General features: G+C 68.4%; 18 protein-coding genes and 1 pseudogene. 13 read left to right on the top strand and 6 right to left on the bottom strand.

Features of this window, described 5'->3' with window-relative positions; translation table 11 throughout:
* Positions 1-11 precede the first annotated feature (11 nt).
* The 13 genes and pseudogenes from ACY5J6_RS06435 to ACY5J6_RS06375 form a co-directional block, all read left to right on the top strand.
* Positions 12-149, top strand: a pseudogene (locus tag ACY5J6_RS06435) (flavin reductase family protein); the annotation flags it as partial.
* A gap of 174 nt (positions 150-323) precedes the next feature.
* Positions 324-518, top strand: a complete 195-nt coding sequence (locus ACY5J6_RS06430) for a tautomerase family protein (RefSeq protein ID WP_462844176.1) — start codon at positions 324-326, stop codon at positions 516-518.
* Positions 515-1,210 carry a 2-keto-4-pentenoate hydratase gene (locus ACY5J6_RS06425; protein WP_462844175.1) on the top strand — a complete coding sequence of 232 codons (696 nt, stop codon included), beginning with the start codon at positions 515-517 and terminating at the stop codon, positions 1,208-1,210. The genes ACY5J6_RS06430 and ACY5J6_RS06425 overlap by 4 nt, the downstream gene beginning before the upstream one ends.
* 10 nt (positions 1,211-1,220) lie before the next feature.
* Positions 1,221-2,729, top strand: coding sequence for an aldehyde dehydrogenase (locus ACY5J6_RS06420; RefSeq protein WP_462844174.1), 1,509 nt, complete (start codon positions 1,221-1,223; stop codon positions 2,727-2,729).
* Between the two features lie 9 nt (positions 2,730-2,738).
* Positions 2,739-3,269 (top strand): Uma2 family endonuclease, encoded by a 531-nt coding sequence (locus tag ACY5J6_RS06415; protein WP_462844173.1) that lies wholly within the window; start codon positions 2,739-2,741, stop codon positions 3,267-3,269.
* Positions 3,266-4,042, top strand: coding sequence for a 2-keto-4-pentenoate hydratase (locus ACY5J6_RS06410; protein WP_462844172.1), 777 nt, complete (start codon positions 3,266-3,268; stop codon positions 4,040-4,042). Before ACY5J6_RS06415 ends, ACY5J6_RS06410 begins: the two co-directional genes overlap by 4 nt.
* Positions 4,043-4,058: 16 nt before the next feature.
* Positions 4,059-4,220: a hypothetical protein gene (locus ACY5J6_RS06405; RefSeq protein ID WP_462841936.1), complete on the top strand. Its 162-nt coding sequence runs from the start codon at positions 4,059-4,061 to the stop codon at positions 4,218-4,220.
* Positions 4,221-4,312: 92 nt separating this feature from the next.
* On the top strand, positions 4,313-4,594 hold the full coding sequence (locus tag ACY5J6_RS06400) for a hypothetical protein (RefSeq protein WP_462844171.1): 282 nt from the start codon (positions 4,313-4,315) through the stop codon (positions 4,592-4,594).
* Positions 4,573-4,860, top strand: coding sequence for an EamA family transporter (locus ACY5J6_RS06395; protein WP_462844170.1), 288 nt, complete (start codon positions 4,573-4,575; stop codon positions 4,858-4,860). Before ACY5J6_RS06400 ends, ACY5J6_RS06395 begins: the two co-directional genes overlap by 22 nt.
* A 393-nt stretch (positions 4,861-5,253) precedes the next feature.
* Positions 5,254-6,918: an ABC transporter permease gene (locus ACY5J6_RS06390; protein ID WP_462844169.1), complete on the top strand. Its 1,665-nt coding sequence runs from the start codon at positions 5,254-5,256 to the stop codon at positions 6,916-6,918.
* A 9-nt stretch (positions 6,919-6,927) separates the two neighbouring features.
* Positions 6,928-8,196, top strand: coding sequence for an ABC transporter ATP-binding protein (locus ACY5J6_RS06385; protein ID WP_462844168.1), 1,269 nt, complete (start codon positions 6,928-6,930; stop codon positions 8,194-8,196).
* Positions 8,197-8,264: 68 nt separating this feature from the next.
* A complete protein-coding gene (locus tag ACY5J6_RS06380) occupies positions 8,265-8,702 on the top strand; it encodes a hypothetical protein (RefSeq protein ID WP_462844167.1) in 438 nt (145 codons plus the stop codon).
* Between the two features lie 272 nt (positions 8,703-8,974).
* Positions 8,975-9,493, top strand: coding sequence for a DUF421 domain-containing protein (locus tag ACY5J6_RS06375; RefSeq protein ID WP_462844166.1), 519 nt, complete (start codon positions 8,975-8,977; stop codon positions 9,491-9,493).
* On the opposite strand, the gene ACY5J6_RS06370 is transcribed toward ACY5J6_RS06375, so the two are convergent.
* From ACY5J6_RS06370 to ACY5J6_RS06345, 6 genes are read right to left on the bottom strand one after another with little or no spacing between them, the layout of a single operon-like run.
* Complete coding sequence (locus ACY5J6_RS06370) at positions 9,490-10,443, bottom strand: PIG-L deacetylase family protein (protein ID WP_462844165.1); 954 nt, start codon at positions 10,441-10,443, stop codon at positions 9,490-9,492. The genes ACY5J6_RS06375 and ACY5J6_RS06370 overlap by 4 nt on opposite strands.
* A 24-nt stretch (positions 10,444-10,467) precedes the next feature.
* Positions 10,468-11,709, bottom strand: coding sequence for a sensor histidine kinase (locus ACY5J6_RS06365; RefSeq protein WP_462844164.1), 1,242 nt, complete (start codon positions 11,707-11,709; stop codon positions 10,468-10,470).
* Positions 11,706-12,359: a response regulator transcription factor gene (locus tag ACY5J6_RS06360; protein WP_462844163.1), complete on the bottom strand. Its 654-nt coding sequence runs from the start codon at positions 12,357-12,359 to the stop codon at positions 11,706-11,708. Before ACY5J6_RS06360 ends, ACY5J6_RS06365 begins: the two co-directional genes overlap by 4 nt.
* Positions 12,334-12,981 carry a phosphatase PAP2 family protein gene (locus tag ACY5J6_RS06355; RefSeq protein WP_462844162.1) on the bottom strand — a complete coding sequence of 216 codons (648 nt, stop codon included), beginning with the start codon at positions 12,979-12,981 and terminating at the stop codon, positions 12,334-12,336. The genes ACY5J6_RS06360 and ACY5J6_RS06355 overlap by 26 nt, the downstream gene beginning before the upstream one ends.
* A gap of 6 nt (positions 12,982-12,987) precedes the next feature.
* Complete coding sequence (locus tag ACY5J6_RS06350) at positions 12,988-13,470, bottom strand: PepSY domain-containing protein (RefSeq protein WP_462844161.1); 483 nt, start codon at positions 13,468-13,470, stop codon at positions 12,988-12,990.
* 54 nt (positions 13,471-13,524) lie between these two features.
* Positions 13,525-13,950 (bottom strand): PepSY domain-containing protein, encoded by a 426-nt coding sequence (locus ACY5J6_RS06345; RefSeq protein WP_462844160.1) that lies wholly within the window; start codon positions 13,948-13,950, stop codon positions 13,525-13,527.
* Positions 13,951-14,075: the final 125 nt, after the last annotated feature.

Raw genomic sequence — 14,075 nt, 5'->3', positions numbered from 1 at the left:
GGGTGGATCCCATGGAGTTCCGCAAGACCCTGGGCCGCTTCGCCACGGGGGTGACGGTGGTGACGGCGCGGCTAGGGGATAAGGTTCACGGGATGACGGCCAACGCCTTCCTGTCGGTTTCCCTGGACCCGCCTTTGGTCCTGGTCTCGGGTCTCGGTGGACCGGAGGGCCAGGATGCACGGCCTTTTGAGGGAGGCGGGCCGCTACGGGGGAGCGCTCTGGCCTTTGTTGGGCTCCTTTATCCCGAGCACCCGGTTAACCTTCCCCGCCTTTTGGGCGCCTTGCTTCTGGTGATGGGGGTTTTGCTCGTTCGGAGGTACTAGGTGGTGGTTCTCAAGGTGACCCTTCTGGAAGGCCGTCCTCCGGAGAAAAAGCGGGAGCTGGTGCGGAGGCTTACGGAGATGGTCTCCCGCGTCCTGGGGGAGCCCTACGAGGAAGTGCGGGTGGTCCTCTACGAGGTGCGCCGGGACCAGTGGGTGGCGGGGGGCGTGCTCTTTGCGGACAAGGAGGGGGCATGACGCTTCTTGAGGCAGTAAAGGAGGCCCGCGTGGAGAGGAGGACCCTTCCCGGTGGGCGGGACTGGGGGGTGGGCCTGGAGGAGGCTTACCGCATCCAGGAGGCCCTCTTCCCCGGGCCCCTCAAGGGCTACAAGCTGGGCCTGGTTTCCGAGGCCAAGCAGCGGCAGATGGGGATCCCCGAGCCCATCTTCGGCCGGGTGCTCCCGGGGATGCTCCTGGAGCGGGTGGTCCCGGGGGCCTTTATCCAGCCCCGCCTCGAGCCCGAGGTGGCGGCGGTCCTGAAGGAGGACCTGCCCCCGGGGGCCTCCCCGGGTCGCGCCTACCGGGCCATCGGGGGCTTCTTCCTGGCGGTGGACGTGCTGGACTCGGTGTGGGAGGGGTACCGCTTCACCCTGCCCGAGGTGGTGGCCGACAACACCTCCGGGGGCGGGTTTCTCCTAGGGAGGAAGCGGTTTTCCCGGCTTCCCCGGGGGGCCCTCCGCCTCTACCTCAACGGGGAGAAGGTCGGGGAAGGCCCCGTGGAGGCCCTGGGGGACCCGGGAAGGCGGCTCCTTTGGCTTGCGGAAAGGGTCGGGGGCCTCCAGGCGGGCCAGGTGGTCTTCTTGGGTTCTCCGGCCCAGGCGGTGCCCCTCGTGCGGGGCGTGCTCGAGGTCTGGGGCGAGGGGGACGTTCTCCTCGCCCGGGTGGTGTAGGAGGTGCGCCATGGTGGAACCCAAAATCTACAGGGAAACGGTGGAGCGGCTTAAGGCTTTGGGCTTTCCCTTTGAGCTTCCCCTCGAGGTCACCCACTACATCGGGGGGGAGTTCGTGCGGGGCAAGGACTTCTTCCCCGTGATCTACCCGGCCACGGGGGAGGTGATCGGCACCGCCCCGGAAGGGCGGGAGGAAGAGGTGGAGATGGCGGTGGCCGCGGCCAAGGAGGCCTTCAAGGGGTGGAGCAAGATGCCCCCAAGCCAACGGCGGCCCTACCTCCGCCGCTTCGCGGAGAAGATCCGGGAGTACAAGCCCGTCTTTGAGGTGCTGGAGAGCCTGGACGTGGGCCGACCCATCCACGAGAACCGCCTGGGCTACGTGGACCGCATGGCCAACAACATCGAGTTCTTCGCCGACTTCGCCGTGACCCACGGCTCCGAGGCCTACCCCATGGAAAACGGCTACATCAACTACGTCCTCCGCTTTCCCGTGGGGGTGGCGGCCCTCATCACCCCCTGGAACATGCCCTCCATGCTCGCCACCTGGAAGATCGGCCCCACCCTGGCCTTCGGCAACACCGCCGTCCTCAAGCCCGCGGAGTTCACCCCCCTCGGGGCCTGGCTCCTCGCCCGGTGCGCCCACGAGGCCGGGCTTCCCCCCGGGGTCTTCAACGTGGTCCACGGCTTCGGCCCCAACTCCGCCGGGGAGCTCCTCACCCGCCACCCCGACGTCCGCCTCATCTCCTTCACCGGGGAGACCACCACGGGGAAGATCATCATGAAAAACGCCTCCGACACCCTGAAAAGGCTCTCCATGGAGCTTGGGGGTAAGGCGCCCAACCTCATCTTTGAGAGCGCCGACCTGGACCGGGCGGTGGAGGTGACCCTGCGGGCGAGCTTTTTCAACCAGGGGGAGGTGTGCTTGGCGGGCTCGAGGCTTCTGGTCCAGCGCTCCATCTACGAGCCCTTCGTGGACAAGCTGGTGGCCGCGGCCAAGGCCCTCAAGGTGGGGGACCCCCTGGACCCCGAGACCCGCATGGGGGCCCTGATCGCCGAGGAGCACCTGAACAAGGTGATGTCCTACGTGGAGATTGCCCGAAAGACCGCCACCATCCTCACCGGGGGCAAGCGCCCCGAGCTTCCCCACCCCTTTGACAAGGGCTACTTCCTGGAGCCCACGGTGGTGGTGGACGTGAAGCCCTCGGACAAGGTCTGCCAGGAGGAGATCTTCGGGCCCATGGTGGTGGTTCTGCCCTTTGACACCGAGGAGGAGGCCATAGAGCTGGCCAACAACACCCCCTACGGCCTCAATGCCATTCTCCAAACCCGGGACGTGGGCCAGGCGGTGCGGGTCTCCGAGGCCCTGGAGGTGGGCACGGTTTGGGTGAACGACTGGTTCGTGCGCGACCTCCGGGTGCCCTTTGGCGGGGCCAAACAGTCGGGGATCGGCCGGGAGGGGGGCCACTACGGCTACGAGTTCTACTACGAGATCAAGAACGTCTGCATCGCCAACCGCTAGAATGAGGCCATGGCCTTAAGGGAGAAGGCGTGGGACCTGGAGGCCTACCTCGCCCTGGAGGAGGCTTCTCAGGAGAAGCACGAGCTCGTCCAGGGGCGCCTCCTGGCCATGGCCGGGGCGGGGAGGGAGCATAACCGCCTCCTTACCCGCCTCTTTCTGCGCCTCGCCCCCGCGGCCCTAGATGCGGGGTGCGAGGCCTACGTGGCGGACATGCGGCTTAGGGTGGGCGAGGACGTGTTCTACCCCGACCTCATGGTGGTCTGCGAGCCCTCTGCCGACCCCCGGTACGAGGAACGCCCCTGCCTCATCGTGGAGATCCTCTCGGAGAGCACCGAGGCCATGGACCGGGGGCGGAAGCTTCGGAGCTACCTTAAGCTTCCTTCCCTCAAGGCCTACCTCCTCCTGGACAGCCGGGAGCGGCGGGCCGAGGGGTACTTCCGGGAGGGGGAGGCCTGGGTCTACCGGGAGGGGGATCTGGTGGACCTCGCCTGCCCTCCGGTGCGCTTTTCCCTGAACGAGGTGTACGAGGGGGTGCTGTGAGTCCAGAAGCCTTCGCCGAGGAACTGGAACGGGCCTGGGAGGAGAGGAGGCCCATAGAGCCCCTTTCGGACCGGGGCCTAAAGGGGATAGAGGCCGCCTACCGGGTGCAGGAGGCTTGGAACGCCCTGCGCCTAAGGAAGGGGGACCGGGTGGTGGGGCGGAAGATCGGCCTCACCTCCAAGGCGGTGCAGGAGCAGCTGGGGGTGGACCAGCCCGACTTCGGGAACCTCTGGGCTAGCTGCTTCTTCGGGGTGGGGGAGCGGGTGGAGGTGGAGGCCGAGCGCTTCCTCCAGCCCCGGGTGGAGGGGGAGCTCGCCTTCCTCATGGGGAGGAGGCTGGAGGGCCCCGGGGTCACCCCCCAGGAGGTCCTGGCCGCCACGGAGGCCGTGGCCTTCGCCATAGAGATCGTGGACTCCCGCATCCGGGACTGGCGTATCCGCATTGAGGACACGGTGGCGGACAACGCCTCCTTCGGGGGCTTTCTGGTAGCCCCTTGGGAGCGGGCCCTCCTGGAGGAGGACCTCTCTGCCTTGGGCCTGGTCCTCTACAAGAACGGGGAGCCCGTGGCCCAGGGGGCGGGGGCGGCTTGCCTTGGGCACCCGGCAAGGGCCGTGGCCTGGCTCGCCAACGCCCTCGCCGCCTTCGGGGTGGCCCTGGAGCCCGGGGACATCGTGATGTCCGGGGCCTGGGCCCCGGTGCAGCCCGCCTCTAAGGGCGACCTCTTCACCCTGGTGGGCACCGGGGGGCGGGCCCTCACCCTGAGGTTCGTCTAGGAGGTGATCCGTGCCCATGCTGGAGGTTTTGGTCTCCCGGGAGAGGCCCCTCACCCGGGAGGAGAAGGAAGCCCTGAAGCGGGAGGCCGAGGCTATCTTCCAGGAGGTCTTGGGGACGCCTAAGGGAAGGCTTAGGGTTTTCCTGTGGGAGGAGCGCCGGGAAGAGGAAGGGGAGTAGAAGGCCTGGGCGGGCGGCCTCCCTGGCAGGACCCTCTGGTCTACTTACCGCCTTTCCTTTGGGGCCTGAACGTGGTGGCCTCGAGGGTGGCCATGAGGGAGATCCCGCCCGAGTGGGGTTCCTTTCTCCGCTTCGCCCTGGCCCTGCCCCTCTTTCTCCTCCTCTTGCGGAGGCTCCCAGGGCTTACGCCCCTGGGGGAAACCCTCTTCCTGGCCCTCTCAGGGATAGCCCTGTTCAACTTGGTGTTTTTCACCGGTATGCGCCTGGCCCCGGCCTCGGATGCGGCGGCGGGGCGAGGCTTTGGGGGGACGCCCTGCTGGTCCTCGCCGCCCTCATGGGGGGTGTCTACAGCGTGGGGGTCACCCTGGCGGTGAGGAAGAGGGCTCCCTTGGAGGTGACGGCGGCCAGCATGCTCCTCGGGAGCCTCCTCCTTCTGCCTGTGGCCCTTCTAAAGTCCTGGCCTGAGGTGGGCTCCGGGGCTTGGTTGGCCCTCCTCTACACGGCGGCGGGTGGGGTTTTTCTCGCCTTCACCCTGTGGGGCGAGGTGCTCCGGCGTCATTCCGCAAGCCGGGTGGCTCCTTTCATGAACCTAAGTGCCCGCACGTTGTTTCCGCAACATGGGACGCCCGAAACAGGGTGAGAAGAAGGCCCTTTTGGGGCCCCCGCCGCGGCGAAAGCCGCGGTGGGGTACTTAACTCCCGCCCTCGCCCTCCTTTTCGCCGCCCTCCTCCTGGGGGAAGCCCCGGGTCCAGGGGACCTGCCGGGGCTTCTCCTCATCGCCTTTGGGGTGGCCTGGTCCCAACGGACAGGCGGATAACCCCTCCCGTCATGGGGGGCCAGGCGGGAGCCTAAGTCCGGAAAGACCGCTCCCCCTTTGGGGCAGGGGTTGGGTGCGGTTGCGCTGGGGTGCGGGATTAAACTCGGGAAGGCATGGCGGTCTTCGCGGCGGAAAATCAAAAGGGGCTGGGCGCCACCCCTTTTGCCCTGGCCCCGGGTTGGGGGCGCTCCTACGCTGGGCTGAAGGGAGGGCGGCGTGCGTTCTGGCGAGTTTTCCCGGCCTAACCGTTACGATCTCCTGGCCTTCTTGGTGGCCGTAGCCCTCCTCGCCGCTTTCTTGGCGGCCTCGAGGGAGGTTGCGGAGCCCTTAAGGCCCGAGCCCATCTCCCTGGACCCCTGGCGGCTTCCCGAGTACGCTCTAAGGACCGGCTTTCGCATGGGGCTTGCCCTCCTCCTCTCCACCCTCTTCGCCCTGGTTTACGCCCCTCTCGCCGCCAAAACCCGCTTGGAGCCCTTCTTGGTGGCCCTTCTGGACATCCTGCAGTCGGTGCCCATCCTGGGTTTCCTGGCGGCCAGCGTGGGGGCCCTGGCGGCCCTCTTCCCGGGGAAGGCCCTGGGGTACGAGCTGGCGGCGGTCTTCGCGGTCTTCACCTCCCAAGCCTGGAACATGGCCTTTAGCTTCTACCAGTCCTTGAAGACCCTACCTCGGGACCTGGACGAGGCCGCAAGGCTCTACCGCTTGCGGCCTCTCCAGCGCTTTCTCAGGCTGGAGCTTCCCTTTGCCCTCCCGGGCCTAGTGTGGAACGCCATGATGTCCATGTCGGGAGGCTGGTTCTTCGTGGTGGCCTCCGAGGCCATCAGCGTGGGGAAGACGGAGGTGGACCTCCCGGGGGTGGGCTCCTACCTGGCCCGGGCGCTGCAAGAGGGTAACCTCCCCGCCGTGGGCTACGCCACGTTGGCCATGCTCCTCACCATCCTCCTTTATGACCAGCTCCTCTTCCGGCCCCTGGTGGCCTGGAGCGAGCGCTTTAAGTACGAGGAGCGCCCTGGGAAGGCCCCGGCGAGGAGCTGGGTCTTGGACCTCTTGCGGCGCACCCGGGTGGCGCGGGCCCTGGGGGAGGTCTTGGCGGAGGCCCTCCTGCGGCGGGCCGTGGCCTGGAAGGGGGCACCGGTGGGGAGGGTTCACCTCCCGGGGTTTCTCCTACCCTTTCTCCTCACCCTGGCAGGCCTCTACGGGGCCTATGGCCTTTTGGCCTCCCTTTTCGCCCTGGGCCCGGGGGAGTGGCCGAGGGCGCTTGGCCTGGGGTTTCTCACCCTTCTTAGGGTTCTGGGGATCCTGGTCCTCGCCGCCTTGGTCTGGGTGCCCGTGGGGGTGGTCCTGGGGGGAAGGCCCGCTTTGGCGGTGCGGGTCCAGGCCCTGCTGCAGTTTCTTGCCGCCTTTCCCGCCAACCTCCTCTACCCCTTCGCCGCCTACCTCCTCTTGCGCCACGGGCTATCCCTCGAGGTCTTCTCCGCCCTCCTCATGGCCTTGGGGACCCAGTGGTACCTCCTCTTCAACGTGGTGGCGGGGGCCATGGCCCTGCCCTCGGACCTCAAGGAGGCCGCCAAGGCCTACGGCTTGAGGGGGCTCCTCCTTTGGCGGCGGCTTCTCCTCCCCGGGGTCTTTCCCTACCTGGTCACGGGGCTCATCACCGCAAGCGGAGGCACCTGGAACGCCTCCATTGTGGCCGAGGTTGTCTCCTGGCACGGGAGGACCCTGGAGGCCACGGGCCTTGGGGCCTACATCGCCAAGGCCACGGAGGCGGGGGACGAGGGGAGGCTTCTTTTGGGCATCGTGGTCATGAGCGGCTTTGTGCTCCTCTTGAACCGCTTTCTCTGGCGCAGGCTCTATCGCCTGGCGGAGGAGCGGTTTAGGCTCTAGGGGGTGGGCGTGGTCCTGCTAGAGGCCAAAAACGTGGGCAAGTTCTTCCGGGCGGGAGACGGGGTGCACCGGGTCCTGGCCGGGGTGAGCCTGGAGGTGCGGGAGGGGGAGATCGTGGCCCTTCTGGGGCGGTCCGGGGGCGGGAAGAGCACCCTCTTGAGGGTTCTCGCCGGGCTTATCCCCCCGGACGAGGGGGAGGTGCGCTTCAAGGGGAGGCGGGTGGAGGGCCCTGTGGAGGGGATGGCCATGGTCTTCCAGAGCTTCGCCCTCTTCCCGTGGCTCACCGTGTTGGAGAACGTGGCCTTGGGCCTCGAGGCCCGGGGGCTTCCCAAGGAGGAAAGGGAGAGGAAGGCCCGGGAGGCCATCGCCTTGGTCGGCCTGGAGGGCTTTGAGGGGGCCCTTCCCAAGGAGCTCTCCGGGGGGATGCGCCAACGGGTGGGCTTCGCCAGGGCCTTGGTGGTGGAGCCCGAGATCCTCTTCATGGACGAGCCCTTCTCCGCCCTGGACCCCCTGACCGCCGAGGGCCTGAGGGAGGACCTCCTGGACCTCTGGGAAGCGGGGAAGCTCGGCACCAAGGCCATCCTCCTCGTCACCCACAACATGGAGGAAGCGGTGGCCTTGGCGAACCGGGCCCTGGTCCTGCAGGGTAGCCCGGCCAGGGTGGCGGCGGAGGTGCCCATCCGCCTTCCCCATCCCCGGGACCCCAAGGACCCGCGCTTTTTGGCCCTCACCGACCGCCTCTACGTGGAGCTCACCCACCGGGAGGAGGTGGAGCGCCGGGTGGAGGAGGTGGCCTACCGCCTGCCCGAGGCCCCGGTGGGGGCCCTTTTGGCCCTGGTGGAGACCCTGGGACGGCTTGGGGGACGGGCCGACCTGCCGGTGTTGGCGGAGGAGGAGGGGTTGGAGGTGGACGACCTTCTGCCCCTCCTCGAGGCCTTGGAGCTCCTCGGCTTCGCCAGGGTGGCGGAGGGGGACGTGGAGCTTTCCGCCGCGGGATTCGCCCTGGCCGAGGCCGAACTTCCCCGGCAAAAGGAGATCTTCGCCGAGCACCTCTTGCGCCACGTTCCCCTGGTAGCCGACCTGCACCGGGAGGTGTTGGCCCGGGGGCGGGTGCGGGAGGAGGAGGTGCTGGACAGGTTGGAGATGCGCCTTCCCCCCGGGGAGGCCAGGCGGGTGTGGCGCAGGCTCCTGGAGTGGGGCCGCTTCGCTGGGCTTTTGGCCTACGACGAGCGGGCCCGCCTCCTCTTCCCGCCCGAGGAAGAGGCCTCGGAGGCCTAGGGGTTTCCGTCTGGTTTCAGGTGGGGCGCTAAGATGAGGGTGAAGGGGGTGGGCGTATGAGGATACCCATGCTGTTCCTGGTGATTTTGGGCCTGGCCTGGGCGGCCGTTTCTGTGTCCCCTTCCCTCCCTGCCACCTGGCCGGAGGGAACCGCCTTCGCCCTGGTGGACGCCGAGGGCCACGTGGTCTGGCAGCCGGGGGGGGACCTCGCCCCGAAGGCTCTGCAACAAGCCGCTTTCTTGCTCGTCACCCTGCCGGATGGCACCGCCTACCAGGTGCCCGTGGTGGTGGAAGGCAAGGGGAAGGGGCTTGGCGAGGTGAAGCTTTCGGTGGAGGGTAAGCTTGTGCCCCTGCCCGAACTCCTGCGCGCCAGGGGGTTCGCCCTGGAGGACGGCCATCTGGTCCGTATTAAGCCAGAGAAGGGGCCGTCGGAGGACGGGGGAGGCCACCGGGAGGACCAAGGAAAGGCCAGCCCGGCCGGGCGTGGATGGGGCCACGGGCGCTGAGGGCCTGGCCGGGGCTTTAGGAAGGGCTCCGGTTTCCTGGTCATGGGCCAGGTCCCCTGAACCCCTCCCCTTTGCCCAAGTCTAAGTACCCCACTGCGGCTTTCACCGCGGTGGGGGCCCCAAAAGGGTCTTCTTCCAGCCCTAGCTCGGGCATCGCGTGTTGCGAAACCCACGTGTGGGCACTTAGCCGGGACCTCTCTAGGGGGACGGCGCTGGCTACAGCCCTCTGGGTGCCCTGGCGCGCTGGCCTTCGCGGCCCTCAAAATGGGCCCATGGATGCCCACCTTCGCGAGGCTCTTGGCGACCCCCTCACGATCCTATTCACCCTGTTCCGGGTTCTGGTGGTGTATGGGGTGCTCCTCGTCCTTCTCCATTGGAGTGGAAAGCGGCTCCTGGGCCAGATGACCCCTTTGGACCTGCTCACCTTGCTTCTCCTTTCCAACGCCGTGCAGAACGCCATGATCGGGCCCGACAACAGTTTGGTGGGGGGGCTTTCGGGGGCGGGGGCGCTCCTCCTCTTGGACCGCTTTTTCTCCCGAAGCCCTTGGGCGCGGCGCATAAGGGGGGAGCCCACCCTGTTGGTGCACGACGGCCTGCCCATCCTCGAGCACCTGAAGCGGGAGGGGGTGGACCTGGAGGAACTCATGGCCGCCCTCAGAGAGCACGGGGTCATGGAGCTCAAGGACGTGCTGGCGGCGGTCTTGGAGGTGGACGGCACCATAAGCGTCATCCCCAAGGACCACCTGGTGCCCAAGCGGGTGCGCAAGGTGCGCTCCAGCCGCAACCGTTAGGGGGCGTAGGGGGCGAAGAGCTCGTTTTTGCGGACGAAGGCCTCCATGAAGCGCCCCAGGAGCTCCATCTGGCTCCGGTGGGCCCTCAGGGCCTGAAGCTTGGTTCTCTCCTCTTCGGGGCTCAGGTCCAGGCGGCGCCAGGGGAGGTGGCGGCCCCGGGGCGGGGGCTCCAGGGGGAGGGTGGGGTGGAGGCCTTTGGGCAGGGGCCACTCCAGGCCCCCGTGGATCACGTAGTAGAGGAGCCGATCCAGGGCCCCCATCTCCCCCAGGAGCCTCAAGGCCATGTACCCCGTGGCCCGGTGGTCGGGGTGGGCGTCCTCAGGGGCGGGGGCCAGGACCAAGGTAGGGGCGGTTTCCTTAAGGACCCGGCGGAGGTCCTCCTCCCAGGCCTCTCCTGTGTAGGGGGCACCCGGGGACAGGGCCCCTTTGTAGACCACCCGGGAAAGCCCCGTGGCCCGGGAGCGGTAAGGCGTATAGAAGTACTCCAAGAACATGGGGAGGAGGCCCCGGTCGGGGTAGCCGAGGAAGTAAAGGTGGCCTTCGGGAATCCCCAGGGCGCGGGCCGCCGCCCTGGCCTCGGCCTCCCGGCGCAGGGCCAGGGCCTGGAGGTCCTTGGGGGTGGGCCTAAGGGTGCGGTCTAGGAGGGCGGCGTCCCACTGGAAGCCGTCCCCTAGGGTCATCCAGGCCACGTAGACCTGGCCTCCGGTTTGGAGCACCTTCTGGATGAGCCCGGCGCAGCACAGGCTCTCGTCGTCGGGGTGGGGGGCGAGGACGAGGAGGCGGGCGTGGGCCGGCACGGGGAAGGCGGGCAGGCGGCTCACCGCAGAGCGGTAGTAGAGGGCGTACCCCTGCTGCACGATCCAGGGAGCGTTGATGAAGAGAACGAGGAGGAGGCCGAGCCCCAGGGCCCAGTAGATCATGCGCCGCCTTCCCCTCCCGCCATCCCGCATGCGTCTCCCCTTAAGGTTACCCCACTAGAGGCCCACCCGGAAGGCCGCCCCGCCCAGGGGGCTTTCCTCCACCCGCACAACCCCCCCGTGGGCCTCGGCCACCCGGCGCACCAGGGTGAGGCCGAGCCCGCTCCCTTGGCCTCGGGTCCGCCGGAAGAAGGGCCGGAAGATAGCCTCCCGTTCCTCTATGGGGATGCCAGGACCGTCGTCTTCCACGGAAAGGATGGGCCCCGGGGCGAGGCGGACGACCACCCGGCTTCGGGCGTGGCGGAGGGCGTTTTCCAAAAGGTTGCGCACCAGGGCCTTGAGGAGGTCGGGGTCTCCCCGGTAGGGGAGGGAAGGAGGGAGGTCCAACTCCAGGGCCTTCCCCTCCTTGGGCAGGTCCTCCAGGGCTTCGAGGACCACCCCCACCAGGTCCAGGGGCTCGCGCCGCAAGGGGGCTTCGGCCCGAGCCAGGAGGAGGAGCCTTTCGGAGAGGGCCTTGAGGTGGAGGGCCGCCTCCAGGGCCCGCTCCAGGGGGCGACGGGTGGGGGGCTCGGCTTCCAGGGCCTGCTCCAGGCGGCCGATGAGGGCCGTGAGGGGGGTGCGGAGCTCGTGGGCGGCGTGGCGGACGAATCCCCTTTCCGCCTCCAGAAGCCTCTCTAGGGCCCCTAGGAGGAGGTTTTGCGCCCGGGCCAGGCGGCCCACCTCGTCCAGGCGCGGAGGCTCGGGAAGCCTTCCCTTGGGGTCGGGGGTTTGGGCGAGCTCTAAGGCTCTCCGGGCCATGCGGTCCAGGGGGGCCAGGGCCCTTCCCGTGAGGAGGTAGCCCAGGAGAAAGGCCAGGGCCACAGCCCCGGAAAAGGCCAGGAGGAGAACCCGTTCCACCCGGTCCATGGCCCGGTCGGCCCATTCCAGGGAGCGGGCGGCCACCAGGAGGTAGCCCTCTCCCCAGAGGGCGCAGTAGCGCACCTCGCCCTGGCTGAAGCAGCCCTCCCGCACCGAGGAAGGCGGGGGAAAGGGGGGGCCTTCAGCCGCCACCACGCGGCTTCCTGCCACCAGAAAAAGGGCGAGGTCCCGGGGGAAGGCCTCGGGCTCCTGTTCCAGGCGAAGGTGACCGTTTTCCTCGCTCACCAGGGGGCGGGCGAGGAGGAGGGCGTCTTGGAGGGTGGCGTCCAGGGCCCCGTAGAGGGCGCTCTTCAGGGCGTAGCGCAGGAAGAGGCCAAGCCCTCCCAGGACCAGGCCCAGGAGGAGGGCGTAGAAGAGGGTGAGGCGGAGGCGCAGGCTCATCCCAGGAAGGTGTAGCCCAGCCCCCGCTCGGTGCGGATGGCGTCCTCGGAAAGCTTCTTCCGGAGGCGGTAGACGTAGACGTCCACCGCCTTGGGGTCCACCCCCTCCTCCCCGGCCCAGACCTTTTCCAACAGCACCTCCCGCGGGTAGTGCCCTCCGGCGTTCAGGGCCAAAAAGGCCAAAAGGGCGAACTCCCGGCCCGAAAGCCGCACCTCCTGGCCCTCCCAGTAGGCCCGCTTGGCCTCCAGGTCCAGAGCGAGCCGCCCCCGCCGCACCAGGTTTTCCGCCTCCCCGTGGGCCCGGCGGAGCAGGGCCCGCACCCGGGCACGGAGCTCCTTGAGGTGGAAGGGCTTCACCAGGTAGTCGTCCGCTCCCCCCTCCAGGCCCTCCACCCGGTCTTCCACCTCCCCCCGGGCGGTGAGCATAAGGACGGGAAGGCGCCATCTCTGCCGAAGGCGCCTGAGGAGGGCGAAGCCGTCCATGCCGGGGAGCATCACGTCCAGGATGGCGAGGTCGTAGGGAAAGGCCTCCAGAAGCCCCAAGGCCTCCTCGGCGCTTTCCGCCCAGTCCACGGCGTACCCCTCGGCCTCGAGGGCCTCCTTCACCAGCTCCCCCACCCGGGGGTCATCCTCCACCAGAAGGAGCCGCATCCCCTCTCCCCAGAATAAGGCGGAGGCCAAAGAACCAGGCCAGGGTCAGGGCCCAGCCCGCCAGGACGTCCGAGGGGTAGTGCACCTGGAGGTAGAGCCGGGAGAGGGCCACCCCCAAAGCCCAGGGAAGCCCCAGGAGGAGGACGAGGCGCGAGGCCTTGGGGTTCTCCTCCAGCAGCCAGAAAAGCCCCAGCACCAGGGCCAGGCTCGCCATGGTGTGGCCCGAGGGGAAGCTGAAGTCGTGTTCGGGAGCGAGCTGGGGGAAGAGGTGGGGCCGGGGACGGGCGAAGAAGTACTTCCCGGCAAGGTTCAGGGCCTCGCTCCCCCCGAGGAGGAGAACGAATCGGGGCCAAGGAAGGCTTGCTCGGAGGGCCCAGAGCGTCACCCCCGCCACGGCCAGGGCCATGACGGGGAGGGAGGCGCTTTGGGTGAGGAGGTGGGCCAGGCCGTCCAGAAGGGGGGAGCGTAGGGCGTGGAGCCAGGCGAGGAGGGCTTGGTCCCAGGGAAACCCTTCCCGGCGGTACACGTCCTCGGCAAGCTCCACAAAGACCCCGAGGGCAAGAACCAGCCCCCCGTACAAAGCGAGGGGCCGTGTCCAGGGGCGGAGGGCCTTGGCCTTCATGGTCCTTTACTGCCCCGCGGGCCCAAGGCCCAGGAGGGTCCCGGTCCTGTCGTCCAGCACCGCCTGGCGTGGGCCGATGTCTACCCGGAGGACGGGGCGGCCCCGCCACACCTGGTAGGCTACCTCGGCCACGGGACCTCGAGCCTTGAGGGCTTTTTTCGCCAGGGTGGCCGCTTTTTGGAAGGACACCTTGGGTGGGTTTAGAAGCCAAGCCTTTCTGCCCAGGGCCCTTTCTTTGAGGGGCACGGCCTCGAGGACCCTTCCGGAAAGGCCGTCCACGCGGACTTGGACCAGGGTTCTTCCCCGGGCCAGGTCCACGGCGTAGACCGGCTTGTCCCTGCGCCAGGAGAGGGAGACCTCTTCCGGCGGGGTTGGAGCGCCCAGATGCTGCTTGGCTATCTGCGCCGCTTCCATGGGCCCAAGGGTGGGCCAGGTTTGGGCCAGGGCCAGTCCCAGGAAGAGAAGCGGGGTGAGGAGAAGGTTTCTCATAGGCGTCCTCAAAAGAACCCCCCGGGAGGGGCGCTTCCCGGGGGGTCCAGGGGGCTAGTTGCCCTCCTCCGCGTTCTCCTGCTCGCCCTGGGCTTCGTGCTCCTCGTGGGCGGCGCCCTTTTCCTCCTGGCCGTAGGCCTCCCGGTGCAGGACCTGCCCCGTCCCCGCGTCCACCTTCACCTCTTGGTCTCCGATCACCACCTCCCAGACCAGGTAGCCGTTCTCCACCCCAAGCTGGACCTTGGTGGGGGCGGCCTGGGTGCCGAGGGCCTGCTGGGCGGCGGTCACCGCCTGGTCGCGGGTCACCTTGGCCAGGTTCTGGTAGAGGGCGGCCTCCTGGTCCTCGCTCCTATCCTCCTGCACGGGGATGGACCCCTGGTAGCTCGGGCTCTGGGCCCCCTGTTGCGTCTTCCCCGCCAGGCTTAGACCGAAAGCCGCCAGCGCCGTTGCCGCAAGACCGATCGTGGTGAGCTTCCTCATGGTTTCCTCCTTCTGCCTTGGGGCTTTCCCCCTTAGGCGCCCTTAGGGTAGGGTGGGAAGGTAACACGGAGGTAAAAGGCGCCCCGAAACCGGCGTGGCCCAAGCGGGCCTTCCCCGTGAGGCCT

It is taken from the genome of Thermus sp. H19.2 (assembly GCF_054979525.1).
Note: the sequence above shows the minus strand (reverse complement) of the source record. Positions and strands in the feature narration are given on the sequence as shown.

What these genes read in the sequence shown, in the direction of transcription:
- ACY5J6_RS06360 (WP_462844163.1), bottom strand. Translation starts at nt 12,359, where the DNA reads ATGCGGCTCCTTCTGGTGGAGGATGACCCCCGGGTGGGGGAGCTGGTG.
- ACY5J6_RS06350 (WP_462844161.1), bottom strand. Translation starts at nt 13,470, where the DNA reads ATGAGAAACCTTCTCCTCACCCCGCTTCTCTTCCTGGGACTGGCCCTG.
- ACY5J6_RS06420 (WP_462844174.1), top strand. Translation starts at nt 1,221, where the DNA reads ATGGTGGAACCCAAAATCTACAGGGAAACGGTGGAGCGGCTTAAGGCT.
- ACY5J6_RS06375 (WP_462844166.1), top strand. Translation starts at nt 8,975, where the DNA reads ATGGATGCCCACCTTCGCGAGGCTCTTGGCGACCCCCTCACGATCCTA.
- ACY5J6_RS06415 (WP_462844173.1), top strand. Translation starts at nt 2,739, where the DNA reads ATGGCCTTAAGGGAGAAGGCGTGGGACCTGGAGGCCTACCTCGCCCTG.
- ACY5J6_RS06370 (WP_462844165.1), bottom strand. Translation starts at nt 10,443, where the DNA reads ATGCGGGATGGCGGGAGGGGAAGGCGGCGCATGATCTACTGGGCCCTG.
- ACY5J6_RS06345 (WP_462844160.1), bottom strand. Translation starts at nt 13,950, where the DNA reads ATGAGGAAGCTCACCACGATCGGTCTTGCGGCAACGGCGCTGGCGGCT.
- ACY5J6_RS06365 (WP_462844164.1), bottom strand. Translation starts at nt 11,709, where the DNA reads ATGAGCCTGCGCCTCCGCCTCACCCTCTTCTACGCCCTCCTCCTGGGC.
- ACY5J6_RS06400 (WP_462844171.1), top strand. Translation starts at nt 4,313, where the DNA reads ATGAGGGAGATCCCGCCCGAGTGGGGTTCCTTTCTCCGCTTCGCCCTG.
- ACY5J6_RS06425 (WP_462844175.1), top strand. Translation starts at nt 515, where the DNA reads ATGACGCTTCTTGAGGCAGTAAAGGAGGCCCGCGTGGAGAGGAGGACC.
- ACY5J6_RS06380 (WP_462844167.1), top strand. Translation starts at nt 8,265, where the DNA reads ATGCTGTTCCTGGTGATTTTGGGCCTGGCCTGGGCGGCCGTTTCTGTG.
- ACY5J6_RS06405 (WP_462841936.1), top strand. Translation starts at nt 4,059, where the DNA reads ATGCTGGAGGTTTTGGTCTCCCGGGAGAGGCCCCTCACCCGGGAGGAG.
- ACY5J6_RS06355 (WP_462844162.1), bottom strand. Translation starts at nt 12,981, where the DNA reads ATGAAGGCCAAGGCCCTCCGCCCCTGGACACGGCCCCTCGCTTTGTAC.